This window comes from Chryseolinea lacunae (genome assembly GCF_016735595.1).
In the GTDB taxonomy this organism is placed as follows: Bacteria; Bacteroidota; Bacteroidia; order Cytophagales; family Cyclobacteriaceae; genus Chryseolinea; species Chryseolinea lacunae.
This window is the reverse complement of the sequence record NZ_JAERRB010000011.1, coordinates 216,447-228,834: the sequence shown is the minus strand read 5'-3', so window position 1 is coordinate 228,834 and position 12,388 is coordinate 216,447. Positions and strand designations below refer to the sequence as shown.

Sequence of the window (12,388 nt, the reverse complement as noted above, 5' to 3'; positions counted from 1 at the left end):
ACCTTCGTTGTTTTTCGCCGTGTGAATAGGTTTGTATCGTCAACAATTTACTCACAAAATGAAAAGCGAGAACACAAAAACGCGCGTGGTCCTCGACATCACCATGTCGCTTGACGGATACATTGCCGGCCCGAACATCAGCACAGCCAACCCGCTTGGCGAAGGCGGCCAACGTCTTCACCGCTGGATCTTTGAAGACAAAACAGACGCGGCGGCGGCCTTGCTTGAAGAAACCGTGAACACATCTGGCGCGGTGATCACCGGCGGACGAACCTATCACACAGCGATTGAAGATGCGTGGGGTGGTGTCTCTCCCTTTGCTGTGCCTACCTTTGTGGTGACGCACAACGTGCCGGCAAGACGCGTAGAAGGCTTCACCTATGTGACTGCGGGACCCGACGCCGCGCTGACCCTGGCACGAAATGCAGCGGGCGATCAAAACATCTGGGTGATGGGCGGCGGCGACATGGGCCGCCAATACCTTCGCGCCGGCGCCCTCGACGAATTGCACATTCACATCGCCCACGTGGTGCTGGGCGGCGGCACGCGTCTCTTCGACGATGTGTTGACCACGACCATTGAGTTGGAAAAGATCGCTACCGTGGAAACTCCGGGGGTATCACATTTCAAATTCTGCGTGCGTCGTTGAGGATTGTCCGGCACGGCCCTCCTCTTTAAGAAATCGGGCGGTGCCGGGAATTGCCCAAGCCTACATGATTCTTTCCCAAGGCTTGTCCTGATTTGATAATACACATGCCTTCAAGCTTATTCGATGCGTGTCATTATCTCCACATATTCACCATAACATACTGTTAATCAATATACTTACGAAACAACAACATCATCTGGCATCAATTTTGGCATAGGCGGCTTGAATCCCCGTGGGGTCAAACAAAAAAATATAACAATGATTAGCCAACGCCTTTCGACCTCATCACCCTTGTCTTCTATCGCGCGAGGCATTACGCTCCTCTTTACCACTTTGCTTGTTGGCCACTCAGCCATTCATGCGCAAGTAGTGAATGCCTATGCCAAGGTAACAGGCATCGCGGGCAACGTGCTCACGTTGTCGAACATCAATGAAACCAACCACACGTTCACGGTGGGGCAGACGCTCATCATCATGCAAATGCAGGACGATGTGATTGGCGCGAACACAAACGACGACACGAACTTTGGAAACCTCAGTGCCATTGGAAATGCCGGACGTTATGAAGTGCGCACCATCACCGCCAAGACGGCCACCACCATCACCATCACACCGGCCTTAACCTACACCTATAACACCGGCGCCAACGCGGCGGTGCAGATTATTTCCTATCGGGTCTACGGCAGCCCCAACTACACCACCACGGCCGACATGGCTGCACTGGATTGGGATGGGAACGTGGGGGGTGTGCTGGCCATTCGCGTGAACGGCACGCTCACCCTCAATCACAACATCACCGCCAACGGCGCGGGCTTTCGCGGCGGCGCAGCATCGGCTGCCGATGGCACGGAAGATTGTCAGGCTATCTATCGCACAGCAACCTCCACGTTGGGTGGCGAAAAGGGCGAGAGCATTTACAGAAACACGAGCACAACCTATCAATATGGCCGGGCCAAATCGCTGAACGGCGGTGGTGGCGGAAATCGTCACAATGCCGGTGGCGGTGGCGGCGGCAACGTGACGGCTGGTGGTCTTGGCGGACCAGGCTACTTGTGTTCATCCACACCCGTGGGTGGCCAGGGTGGCTTGTCGCTGAATGCACAAATTAGTGTGAGCCGCATCTTCATGGGTGGCGGCGGCGGTGGTGCCCACCAGAACAACAGCGTAGGCTCGGCCGGTGCCGACGGTGGTGGCATCATCCTCATCAAAGCAACACAGATTGTTACTACCGGATCGTGTGGCGGCCGCATCATTTCTGCCAACGGCCTCAACGCTGCCAGCGGTGCCAACGACGGCATGGGCGGCGGTGGTGCCGGTGGCTCTATCATTTTTGATGTTGGGAGCTTCAGCGTTGTGGGCACGTGTACGATTGGTGCACAGGCAAACGGCGCAAACGGCGGAACCACCAACGACGGCGCGACACACGGCGGTGGCGGAGGTGGTGGTCAGGGACGCATCATCTATTCGAATGCCACACCAGCCAACGTGACCACGACCACAAACAACGGAACCGCCGGATGCAACAACAACTCAAGCCCCTGCAACAGCCAGGCCGGCGCTGCTTCGGGCACTAACGGTTCGGGCATTAGTGCCAGTGCGGGACCTTCGCCGCTGCCCGTATCGCTGGTGTATTTTGCCGGCGCGTTCGAACGCACCACAGGCCACATTGTTTTGAACTGGGCCACCGCCACCGAAACGCATAACAAATTGTTTACGCTGGAGCGCTCGCTCGACGGAATGCAATTCGATGTGCTGAACGTGGTGGATGGAAACGGAACATCGGGCACATCGCATCGCTACGAAGTGATCGACTCGGCTGTGTATGAAGCCTATTATTACTACCGCCTGTCGCAAACCGATGTGGACGGCACGGTGACACCGCTGAAGGTGATTCGTGTGGATGCCGGCGCGCAAGCCGTTCCTACGGTATCAGTCTATCCCAACCCTGCACAGGAAGGCGATGTGTTGAATATCGATTTCATACGCATGCCGCAAACACAATATACGCTGGCCCTCGTGAACCTGCAGGGTCTTGAAGTGTATCGCCAGACGACTCAGATTTCGGCCGCCTTTCAACCCGTGGTGCTGGCAACGGAAACTGTTCCTGCGGGGTTCTATACGTTGCGCATCATCTCGGCACAAGGCAAAACTAACCACAAGGTGATTGTACGGCAGAACTAAGCCCTGGCTGGCTCATCTGAGTAAGCATGCCACGTTTCTGCATTTGACATTCAACCCAGACTAAGGCCGGGTGATTACGGTGAACTTTGAGCTGGTTTATTCGAGTACAGTGGAGATAATGTGGCGCGCATCTATATCGTGCCGCCATTCACCGAATATCCGGCTTCGGCCTATGACGCCAAGAAAAATCCGTTTATGATGCTGGCCGATGCCGTAAGGCAATCCCGCATTTTTTCCCGTGGGCAGAATGGTGAATTATCCGGTGGTGGATTATAATATTCCCCTGGTGAGTGTTTTCTCAACCAACAATCCCCTGAAAGCCCAGTACACAATCGACAACGCTCCCACGAACGTGACGTTGCAAGATTTCGCGTAAACGTATGATGGAAATCTGGTAAAGAAAATTGTGTGGTCATCCACGTTTTATACAAGCCCGACGGAAACGCGTACGTATATTTTTGATTACGAAAGGGTCAATTGTGATCCGCACGACGAACACCATGGTTCTTCGGGAGATCATTTGTATCACTAACGATCGTCGACGGGTGGTTCAACGTGGTGGCATGCCCGCACACACACTGCGTGAAGGACGGTAATGGAAAGCCCACAGCCGCTGGGGCATGTGCGTGGGGCGAGGACTTGGAATGGACGGCCTGGCCCCGACGGGTCGGGGACACGCCCACGTTTTTCTCCGAATGTTTGAATCATCCCAAGCCTGCATTGAACAGGCCCGGGCTTTATTCGTATTTCAGGGTGTCGGCCGGGTTGGTGCGCGCGGTTTTAAGAACCTGAAAGCTGATGGTGATGGCGGCGATGATAACGATGAGCAGTGCGGGCACCACAAACAGGAACCATTGCAGCGCGATGCGATAGGGATAGTTGGAAAGCCATTGTTGCATGGCGAGGTAGGCCAGCGGCACGGCCACGATGATGGCCACGGTGACCAGGCGGATGAAATCGGCAGACAGCAAGGTGATGATGCTGGCCAGCGATGCGCCCAGGGCTTTGCGTATGCCAATTTCTTTGGTGCGCTGCACGGCGGTGTAGGATGAAAGTCCGATGAGGCCGAGGCAGGAGATCATGATGCCGAGCACCGTGAAGATGGTGACGATTTTGGCAAACCGATTTTCGTCGTTGTATTGTGAGCGGTAGCGGTCTTCGATGAACGAGTATTCAAAGACGTTGCCGGGGAAAAATTTCAGATAGATCTTTTCTACGCTGGCCACCAGGGCCTGGGGTGTTGACGTGTTTGTTTTGATGGACGTGGACGCGTAGGTGCTGTAGGTGGGCAGAAACACAATGGGCTCCATGGGTTTCTTTAGTGACTCCTGGTGAAAGTTGTTGACCACGCCGATGATGACCCAGTGGCCGTCGCCATCGATGATGTCTTTGCCGATGGCTTCCTGCGCGTTGGCAATGCCCAACAGCGCCACAGCATTCTGGTTTAGGATGGCCGTGGTGATCTTAGAGAAATCGGCCTGGTGATCGGCGGGACGGAAACCACGACCGGCCACCAGCGACACGCCATAGGTGTCGAAGTGCGCATAGTCGGCGCCCATGAAGCTCATGGTGTAGTGCGCTTCGGATGGCTGCTCGCGAAGACGCAGCCCAAACGCCCGGCCCAACCGTTGCCCGGGCAGCTGGCTTGAGGTGGACACGCTGACCACCTGGTTCAACTGCGCAAGTTCTGCCTTATAGCTTTCTACCCGTTCGATGAAGGTGGAGTCCCACGCCGTGCGCTCCGGTGGACTCACGATCATGACACGGCTGAGGTTCATGCCCAGGTCGGCCTCGTTCATAAATTTCAACTGGCGCGACACAATGAGCGTGCCCGTGATGAGCGTTGCCGCCGCGGTGAATTGAAAAACAACCAGCCCTTTGCGCAGCAGCCCGCCACGCGACGACCGTTGAAACTTGCCTTTCAACACCGTGGCCGGCTGATAGGACGACAGCACAAAGGCGGGATAGAAGCCCGCGAGTATGACACCAGCAATCATGACACCGGCGAGGATAAACACCGTGGTCGGCTTGAGGCTGCTGAGCACGCCCCACCACGACAGCTGTGCGCCAATGATGGTGTTGAAACTTTGCTGCGACGCCAACACGATGACCCACGCCACCACAAAGGCCAGCATGCTGATGAGTATGGATTCGAAAATGAACTGGCGCACGAGCTGCGACTTGAGCGCACCCATCACTTTGCGCAAGCCCACTTCTTTGGCGCGGTCGAGTGCGCGCGAGGTGGTGAGGTTGATGTAGTTGATCCACGCGATGAGCAAAATGAACACGGCCACCACCAGCATGGCCCAAACGGCTTTGCCGCTGGCCGTACGCGCAATGTCGTATTCATAGTCGGAATACAGATGGGCTTTCTTGAGGGGTTGCAGGTAAAATTTTTCTACGCTGCCCGATACTTTATCGCCTTTGAAGTAGCGGTCGCTGAAGGCGGGGAATTTGTTTTCCAACGCTTTGGGATCGGTGCCGGGCTTCAGCACGATGTAGTGGCGGAAGTCGGACCAGGTCCAGCTGATGTCTGCACCTTTTTCGTCGCCGCTGTGGAGTGTGCTGTAGGAAACAAGTGCGTTGAATTGAATGTGCGAATTGTCGGGAACATCCTCGCAGATGGCGGTTACCTTATAGGGTTGTTCGTCGTTTCCCCAATACAACGTCTTGCCCAGCACGTCGGCCCACGCGTTGTCGGTGACGCCGAAAAATTTTCGCGCCGTGGTTTCGGTGAGCATGATGGTATGTGGATCTTTCAATGCGGTGGTGCGGTCGCCGGCCCGCAGGGGAAAACTGAACACGGACAGGAAATTTTCATCTGCGAAATGGCAGTTGTCGCCACGAAACATTTTGTCGTTCACCTTCACGTTGAGGTCGCCGCCGGGCATGAGGCGCGTGTAGCGTTCAATTTCCGGGTAGTCTTTGGCCATGGTGGGGCCAATGGTGGGATAGGTGATGGTGCCGTGTTGAATGAGTTTGCCGTTTTGAAAACGATCGTTGGTGATGCGATAGATGCGATCGGCATTTTCGAAGAAGGTGTCATAGCTCAGTTCGTAGGACACAAACTGAAAGATGAGCAGGCATGCCGCTAGGCCCGTGCCCAGCCCGAATATGTTGATGCCTGAAAACACTTTGTTTTTGGTGACATTCCGGATGGCGATGAGGATGTAGTTGCGTAGCATGATGGTGTTGATTAACGAATAGGAAAATGAATTTCGAAGCAGAATGCCGGGGCGACAATAGCGCACGGCGTTCCACACATATTTTCGGCGGGCGCGTTGCTCACCCACCCGCCTGCAGTCGCGCGCGAAAGTTTGCAAAAGGTCGCCTTCGATCTCTTCGGCAAGGTGTGGCGGGCAAATGGCAAGCAGAAACTTCAGGGCCCAGCGCGGAGGTATGAAGGGCGGTTGCTTGCTCATTGGCTCCCTCCTTTGTGTTGGCCCATGCGATCCGACTTCATTTACTTATATTTTGTTAAGCAAATAACAATAAATCGTTGAATAATGAAAATCGCCGGCATCTTTTTTCAGGAAAACCACAGGCACCGCCGTTCAAAACGGCTGTCCATCTCAACCCTGCATGAGCGGGCGAAGTGAGGCATGGGGACGCGCTACGGGGACTTTTCTCTACTGAACACATCCGGGTGCCTGCAAAAAATGCAGCATAGCGAGACGTTTGCCGGGTATCGTTTTTGTGTGGGTAGTGCGTACATAAACACAAAAAAAATGAGCACCACAGAAAAAAAACATCCGCGCCACAGTTCGGAAAGTAAAAGCAAGAAACCCACCTCCGACGAGGGCGAAGGACAGGCCGGAAATTTTGGTTCAGATAGCGACCAAGGGAAGCGCAAAGGGGTGTCTCCCGACCGGTCGAGTCCGAATGTATCGGGGCAGGATAAGCGTGAGAAGCGGGGATAAGTTTTCAGACTCCGATATCCGGATTTACCCTGATATAATTATGCGATAAACTCTGAGATATGGACGTTTGATTAACAACCAGCACGACCTAGTTTAGCGGCCGATCATTTTCTTCAAAAAACAAGTAGCATCAACCTTGGCGTGGTCGATGCAATATCGCCAATGAAACGACACGTTAAGCGACACATCTTCAAAGCCCGCCGGATCATTTACCAGGAAACGCTTGTCGATTTCCAGGAACATTTGTGGACGTTCGTGGGCGCTTTTCTAGGCATCGGAATTATCGGGCTGTTCAACAGCACCTACCTGCCGGCATCTGACAACCTGTTTTTAATCGGCTCCTTCGGGGCCTCCTCCGTGCTTATCTATGGTATTATTAACAGCCCCCTGGCGCAACCGCGAAATCTTATTGGCGGCCATGTGATCTGTGCCTTCACGGGTGTGCTGGTGCACAAACTGGTCCCGGGTGAAGTCTGGCTCACCTCTGCCCTATCGGTGGCGTTGTCGATCGTGTTTATGCAGATCACCAAGACCCTGCACCCGCCGGGTGGTGCCACGGCGTTGATTGCCAACATCGGGTCGGCCAAAATTCAGTCGTTGGGATTTTTCTATGTGATCAGCCCTGTGCTTTCGGGTGTTCTCATCCTTTTCTTTGTGGCCCTGCTTTGCAACAACGCGACTCCACACCGAAGCTATCCGAAGAACAAGCATTGGTTCAAGTTCTGGAAGCGGAGATATAAAAAGGCGGGCTCAGTGGCCAAATAGCATTAGCACATAAACAATGAAGGCCAGTCCGATCAATAGCGCCGCGCCGGCAACGAAAATGGTGATTTTTAAATAACGTTTCATCATAGCAACACACAAAATTAAAGCGCCCCGCGTTAATGGGTGGCTTTTCGGGCATAGTATAATTCTACTAATCTCACTCCCGGAATTCAGAATGACCTGACAACATCACCCTCTGCCCTGTGCCCATGGCGTTTTGTTAATCTCAAAAAATCAGAATTATCAACATCGGGCTTATTCTACACAATTGTTAAAACTATCCCGGATAATCAGAATCAGGGGCAACAATACAGCCTTGTCATATTTCCGTGGCAACGGGAACGTAACGTATTCGGCGACAATGCCGGGGGACTCAATTTCTTGTCGGCGGTATTATAGCAAGCTGCACTCGTTAGAAATAAAGCGCGCACGGATCCCACACGCGCTTCTTGTGGGATGTTATCACTGCAGGTTTGGGTTGTGAGGACTCGGGGTTGCCCGGTTCCTTTTTTTCTTTCATCACGTTGGGATTGGCCTCGACGCGATCCTTCTGGGTTGTATAACTTTTCATCTACCTAAGTCACGGTTGAATTTCTGCGACGTCTACGTTCATGCCTGTTGCTGATAGCGTCATCAGTTTTTTATAGTTCGCACTTTCTTCGTCCAATGTATATTGGAGCAAGGTCACTGCCCTTTCGCATCCCATGGTGATGGCCAACGTCTTCATGGTCTTATAGGCGAGGATTTCATAGCGTTCTATTTTCTGAAGAATGAAAAGTATGGCGGCATCGCGCTGGTTGCCTGCTCTGCGTTCTTTCGTGAGAACGTCGGCTTCGCGAATGAGGCGGTCTGCGGTATCGGATTTGCGGGCGCGATGGTCTTTACCGATCACGTTAAAAATTTCTTCTGCACGTGCTGCATGTTCTTCGGTTTCCACGAGGTGACCATCGAGAACTTTCACGAGATTGGCGGCTGTGGCCTGGCGCACCATGCGGGCAAGCACCTTGATGAGCGCTTTCTCCGTCCAATAGATTTCGCGCAGTTCATCTTCGAAAAGTTTCTCTAGGCGGACGTCCTGATCCACCACTGCCGTATCGGCCATGTTCTGTGGGAAGTTTTTCATATGGGTTGCAGCATCCCAAATTTCGTGCCCTTTGGAAACCGTTGTCAAACGTGGAATTATCATCCTTGTGGGGCGACCGTTGTGGAAAAACTTCAACAGGTTATAGCGGAATTTATACACAAATATACCTCATCACATGTCCGTTCATGTCTATGTTCTGACCTGGTCATGCATTAATCGCCGCCGTTTCAGGAACCGCGAGAGATCGCCACTTCCAACCTGTTTACATCATTGCAAACACTGCGCCTTTTCTGCATGGTAAACATTCAAGGAAGAAGCGGGCATCAAGTTTGCAATCCGACAATCCGATCCGGTCACATGACGGAAGTAAATTCATATGGACATCAAGCAGGATAAAAAACCGAACGAGGTCAACGTGGGTAAAAAGAGTTTCTTCGAGAAATTCTCGGGCGCCGTTACCTCTGCCGCAGGAAGCACGCCGGCGTTTATTGTGGCCTTCACGCTGGTGTTGCTTTGGGCTGTTACCGGGCCGGTGTTTCACTATTCGGAACAATGGCAACTGGTGATCAACACGGGCACCACCATCGTCACCTTTCTTATGGTGTTTCTTATTCAGAAATCTCAAAACAAAGATTCGCTGGCCATCCAGCTTAAACTGAATGAACTGGTGGCGGCCCATGAGTTTGCAAGCAACCGGTTGGTGAGCGTTGAGAACATGACGGAAGACGAACTGAAGGTCATCAAAAAATACTACGCCCATCTCAGCGAATATGCCAAGAAGGAAGAAAGCCTTCAGCAGTCACACTCCATCGACGAGGCAGCGGCGAACCACGAGTTTAAGAAGAACATGGAAGACGAGTTGAAAAAATGTTAGCGCTCCACTTCGCGTAATCGCTCAACGCGATGGGTACATTCTTCCTGCGCTACGTTTAAAAACATCCTGGCTCCATTTTGAGAGTGCTTCGGTTAATACTTCATAAAAAACAGAAAATTTAGACGCGCACATTAGGACCTCAAGCTATTAAACGTATCTTTGCGGTCCCAAAATGTTCGGGGCGTAGCGTAGCCCGGTATCGCGCTTGGTTTGGGACCAAGAGGTCGTCAGTTCGAATCTGGCCGCCCCGACACATAAAAACAGCGAATTCAGATTTGATTCGCTGTTTTTTTCTTCCCTTAAAAACTTCGGTCAGTTAGCATTGTCAGATAAGCGACCAAGAACCCCACTAAAGTCCCGTTCCGGTTTCCTCTACCGAAAGGCTGCCCTCGTGTCTTCGGAAAAAAATCCCTGGTACATCGTTTTCTACACCACCGACAGTCTCAACCAAAAACTGATCCGCCGCCGCGTGCTGCACGCCGAGCTGGCCGCGATCGAAAACCCCGACTTGCGCACCATCTTCGCCCACCAGGCCATTGCGGAAATAAACTCCCTGCTTTTTGACGACTGGCATACCGAAAGCCTTGAACCGGCGCCAAAGATTCTCGAATTCGATTTTAAACACTTCACCGTGCTGAAGGCGATCGACTACGTGTCGGCCTACAAACGCGATGTGGAAGACCTTCGCGCCAACAGCGTTAAGGCATACGCATCCCTGCGCACCACGGTGGTGGAATTCCTTCAGCATCAAAAATTAAGTCAGGACTACAAGCTTCGGGAGGTAAACGCGGCGTTCATGCGCATGTATTTTGACTACCTGAAGCAGGTGCGGGATGTCGCCAACAAAACCTACAACGGACACCGGGCGTCTTTTCATGCGGTCATGGCCGTGCTGATCGATCGCGACAGGAACCTTTTCAAAGGGAAAAATCCGGTTGCCGCTATTAAAATGCTCAGCACCACCACGCGCATGCACGCGGCCTATACCGACGAACAGCTGGCGCAGATCCGCGCCGCCCTGGTGAAGGCAGGGGAACACCACCTGGTGTTTTTTATTCAGGTGATGTATTACACGCTGGCCCGTCCCGAAGAGATGCGCTTCCTGCAGGTGGGGCACATCGATTTAGAGAAGCGACGAATTTTGTTCCGGGACGAAACGGCCAAAACCGGCATCGAACAATATGTGGGCATCAACGACGCCTTTGCCGCTATCCTCCAGGAGCGTAGGATTATGGAATTCCCGCCGTCGTGCTACCTTTTCTCAAACAACGGGTTCCACGGGGGATGGGGGCGAAAATCAAAACCTCACAATCCCGGCCCCTCACCTGTCGGAAAGAGTTTCTTCTATAAGTCAATAGCGCCCGTTATAAGAGCGCTGGGATTCTACAAGATAAATCTCCCAACTACACGCTCTATAGCTTCAAACACACGGGCGCCATCGCGCTCTACAAGGCCACCAAGGACATCAAGCTAGTGCAGGCGCAGTGCCGGCACCAGTCAATCGAGCAAACCAACACGTACCTTCGGGACTTGGGCGTGCTCGATGACTTCGTTCAGCTGAATCAATGGAAGGGCCCGATTTAGAATCCAAAGTGAATTTTTGTGTAAATTAATTCTGCAATCAATCACCAACAGATTAAAAATGAAAGCTGCGAAATCAGTTCTAGCGTTTTTTGTGTGGATCACTTCAATTGGTTACTGTTTTGGCCAACTTGAAGTCACCACTTTTTTCGGGCTACCTAAGGACGTAGCAAAAAAAAAATTCCTCAGCTTAGAAGGCGCCTCACTAATTGCGGAATATGAGACACTTCAATTGTACGGCATTGATTCGGGAGATAGAGATGGGGAAGATATTGTTCTAGATCTATTGGCATTGTCTTTCGCTGAAAACAAATGTGTTAGCGTTGGTATATTGGTTGAAAAGGAATTGATAAATGAATTTATCAGAGACTTCAATAGTAGATTGGTTGCAACTTCGGAATATCATTGGATCGATTACGAAAAGGACACAAATTGGGAAATTAAACGTCTGGAGGGCGTAGTTGTGCAAGGAGCAACTCTAAGCAACTATTTTTCCATTATTGCTAGCCCACACAATTAAATTTACTATATGAAAAATCAAGTTCTCAACATCCTGACAATCGTGTCCATCATGTTTCTCCTTTCATTTACCTATCAATCGCAGCAGCCCAATGCCATTGTAGATAAGATAGACGGAATCGACGTGTTTGTGTATTCGAAGCCTTCAAACCCCTACCAGGTAGTAAAGTCAGGTACAGCGGCAACCATGACCCTGCGCGGTACCGATGGCCTCGTAGATAAAGCTGTGAGCATTGCAGCAAAAGAAAAGGCAGATGGCATCATCCTAGACACGCGCAACGGTAAATATGAAGCGATAAAATATAAGTAGTCTATTGTGGGGACCAGATTTCAAGCAACCACTTTCCGGCAGGGCTGGGGGCAGCTGAATCGCCAAATCCGTTAAGAAGCCAGGCTTCATTTCCGTTAACAGTATGGACCATAAATTGGACACCCGGAAAATATTGCTTGATATTCTGAGATATCTCGTGCACTGTCATAGCCTGATGAATAATAATCAACCATGTGCCAGGTATCCAATGCCAAAACCCACAACCTAACGTCGTCAGGAAATTTGCAAATTCAATATCCATTTTGTTCTGGCCTATTGATTGAGAAATTGAAACAATGAACCTAGTCCTCATTGGTTTTAATATCAGTTTGATTTGCGATCGATCCTATTCTCGTTTGCGTTGGCGAAGGAGCTATCTTGCTAAATCCGCTAAGGCTGTCGCCTTGATAGCCTTTTTCGAATGCTATCATCTGTTCAGTATGCCTTTCGCTCCTAAGGAGGTTCGGATCCTTGTGCAAGCAATAAAGATACGCACCCATGAATA

Annotated in this window: 12 protein-coding genes and 1 tRNA gene; 10 read left to right on the top strand and 3 right to left on the bottom strand. The window is 51.7% G+C overall.

Annotated features, from left to right (window positions below):
* The first annotated feature begins 58 nt into the window (after positions 1-58).
* The 3 genes from JI741_RS25415 (at position 59) to JI741_RS25405 (ending at position 3,106) form a co-directional block, all read left to right on the top strand.
* Positions 59-649: a dihydrofolate reductase family protein gene (locus tag JI741_RS25415; RefSeq protein ID WP_202014304.1), complete on the top strand. Its 591-nt coding sequence runs from the start codon at positions 59-61 to the stop codon at positions 647-649.
* Between the two features lie 258 nt (positions 650-907).
* On the top strand, positions 908-2,830 hold the full coding sequence (locus JI741_RS25410; protein ID WP_202014302.1) for a T9SS type A sorting domain-containing protein: 1,923 nt from the start codon (positions 908-910) through the stop codon (positions 2,828-2,830).
* Between the two features lie 120 nt (positions 2,831-2,950).
* Positions 2,951-3,106 (top strand): hypothetical protein, encoded by a 156-nt coding sequence (locus JI741_RS25405; RefSeq protein ID WP_202014300.1) that lies wholly within the window; start codon positions 2,951-2,953, stop codon positions 3,104-3,106.
* Between the two features lie 461 nt (positions 3,107-3,567).
* On the opposite strand, the gene JI741_RS25400 is transcribed toward JI741_RS25405, so the two are convergent.
* Entirely contained in the window at positions 3,568-6,252 is a 2,685-nt protein-coding gene (locus JI741_RS25400; protein WP_202014298.1) for an ABC transporter permease, read from the bottom strand.
* A 306-nt stretch (positions 6,253-6,558) separates the two neighbouring features.
* On the opposite strand from JI741_RS25400, the gene JI741_RS25395 reads away from it, so the two are divergent.
* A complete protein-coding gene (locus tag JI741_RS25395; RefSeq protein WP_202014296.1) occupies positions 6,559-6,750 on the top strand; it encodes a hypothetical protein in 192 nt (63 codons plus the stop codon).
* Positions 6,751-6,912: 162 nt separating this feature from the next.
* Entirely contained in the window at positions 6,913-7,515 is a 603-nt protein-coding gene (locus JI741_RS25390; RefSeq protein WP_202014295.1) for an HPP family protein, read from the top strand.
* Between the two features lie 580 nt (positions 7,516-8,095).
* On the opposite strand, the gene JI741_RS25385 is transcribed toward JI741_RS25390, so the two are convergent.
* The gene (locus tag JI741_RS25385; RefSeq protein WP_202014294.1) at positions 8,096-8,638 is read right to left on the bottom strand and encodes a YciE/YciF ferroxidase family protein; all 543 of its coding nucleotides are present in this window, start codon (positions 8,636-8,638) and stop codon (positions 8,096-8,098) included.
* Positions 8,639-8,975: 337 nt separating this feature from the next.
* Between JI741_RS25385 and JI741_RS25380 the strand changes: the two genes are divergently transcribed.
* The 5 genes from JI741_RS25380 to JI741_RS25360 all read left to right on the top strand — a co-directional run bounded on the left by JI741_RS25380 (position 8,976) and on the right by JI741_RS25360 (position 11,883).
* Positions 8,976-9,473 (top strand): low affinity iron permease family protein, encoded by a 498-nt coding sequence (locus JI741_RS25380; protein ID WP_202014293.1) that lies wholly within the window; start codon positions 8,976-8,978, stop codon positions 9,471-9,473.
* Between the two features lie 177 nt (positions 9,474-9,650).
* A tRNA-Pro gene (locus JI741_RS25375) sits at positions 9,651-9,724 on the top strand.
* 140 nt (positions 9,725-9,864) lie between these two features.
* Positions 9,865-10,947, top strand: coding sequence for a tyrosine-type recombinase/integrase (locus tag JI741_RS25370; RefSeq protein ID WP_202014292.1), 1,083 nt, complete (start codon positions 9,865-9,867; stop codon positions 10,945-10,947).
* A 168-nt stretch (positions 10,948-11,115) separates the two neighbouring features.
* Positions 11,116-11,574 carry a hypothetical protein gene (locus JI741_RS25365; RefSeq protein WP_202014291.1) on the top strand — a complete coding sequence of 153 codons (459 nt, stop codon included), beginning with the start codon at positions 11,116-11,118 and terminating at the stop codon, positions 11,572-11,574.
* A gap of 9 nt (positions 11,575-11,583) precedes the next feature.
* Positions 11,584-11,883 (top strand): hypothetical protein, encoded by a 300-nt coding sequence (locus JI741_RS25360; RefSeq protein WP_202014290.1) that lies wholly within the window; start codon positions 11,584-11,586, stop codon positions 11,881-11,883.
* Position 11,884: 1 nt separating this feature from the next.
* Here the strand turns inward: JI741_RS25360 and JI741_RS25355 are convergent, their stop codons facing one another.
* Positions 11,885-12,145, bottom strand: a complete 261-nt coding sequence (locus JI741_RS25355) for a hypothetical protein (protein ID WP_202014289.1) — start codon at positions 12,143-12,145, stop codon at positions 11,885-11,887.
* Between the last annotated feature and the right edge of the window lie 243 nt (positions 12,146-12,388).

Excerpts from the sequence above, each read along its gene's own strand:
- JI741_RS25360 (WP_202014290.1), top strand. The coding sequence starts at position 11,584 with ATGAAAAATCAAGTTCTCAACATCCTGACAATCGTGTCCATCATGTTT.
- JI741_RS25365 (WP_202014291.1), top strand. The coding sequence starts at position 11,116 with ATGAAAGCTGCGAAATCAGTTCTAGCGTTTTTTGTGTGGATCACTTCA.
- JI741_RS25415 (WP_202014304.1), top strand. The coding sequence starts at position 59 with ATGAAAAGCGAGAACACAAAAACGCGCGTGGTCCTCGACATCACCATG.
- JI741_RS25380 (WP_202014293.1), top strand. The coding sequence starts at position 8,976 with ATGGACATCAAGCAGGATAAAAAACCGAACGAGGTCAACGTGGGTAAA.
- JI741_RS25385 (WP_202014294.1), bottom strand. The coding sequence starts at position 8,638 with ATGAAAAACTTCCCACAGAACATGGCCGATACGGCAGTGGTGGATCAG.
- JI741_RS25390 (WP_202014295.1), top strand. The coding sequence starts at position 6,913 with ATGAAACGACACGTTAAGCGACACATCTTCAAAGCCCGCCGGATCATT.
- JI741_RS25410 (WP_202014302.1), top strand. The coding sequence starts at position 908 with ATGATTAGCCAACGCCTTTCGACCTCATCACCCTTGTCTTCTATCGCG.
- JI741_RS25355 (WP_202014289.1), bottom strand. The coding sequence starts at position 12,145 with ATGGATATTGAATTTGCAAATTTCCTGACGACGTTAGGTTGTGGGTTT.
- JI741_RS25400 (WP_202014298.1), bottom strand. The coding sequence starts at position 6,252 with ATGAGCAAGCAACCGCCCTTCATACCTCCGCGCTGGGCCCTGAAGTTT.
- JI741_RS25395 (WP_202014296.1), top strand. The coding sequence starts at position 6,559 with ATGAGCACCACAGAAAAAAAACATCCGCGCCACAGTTCGGAAAGTAAA.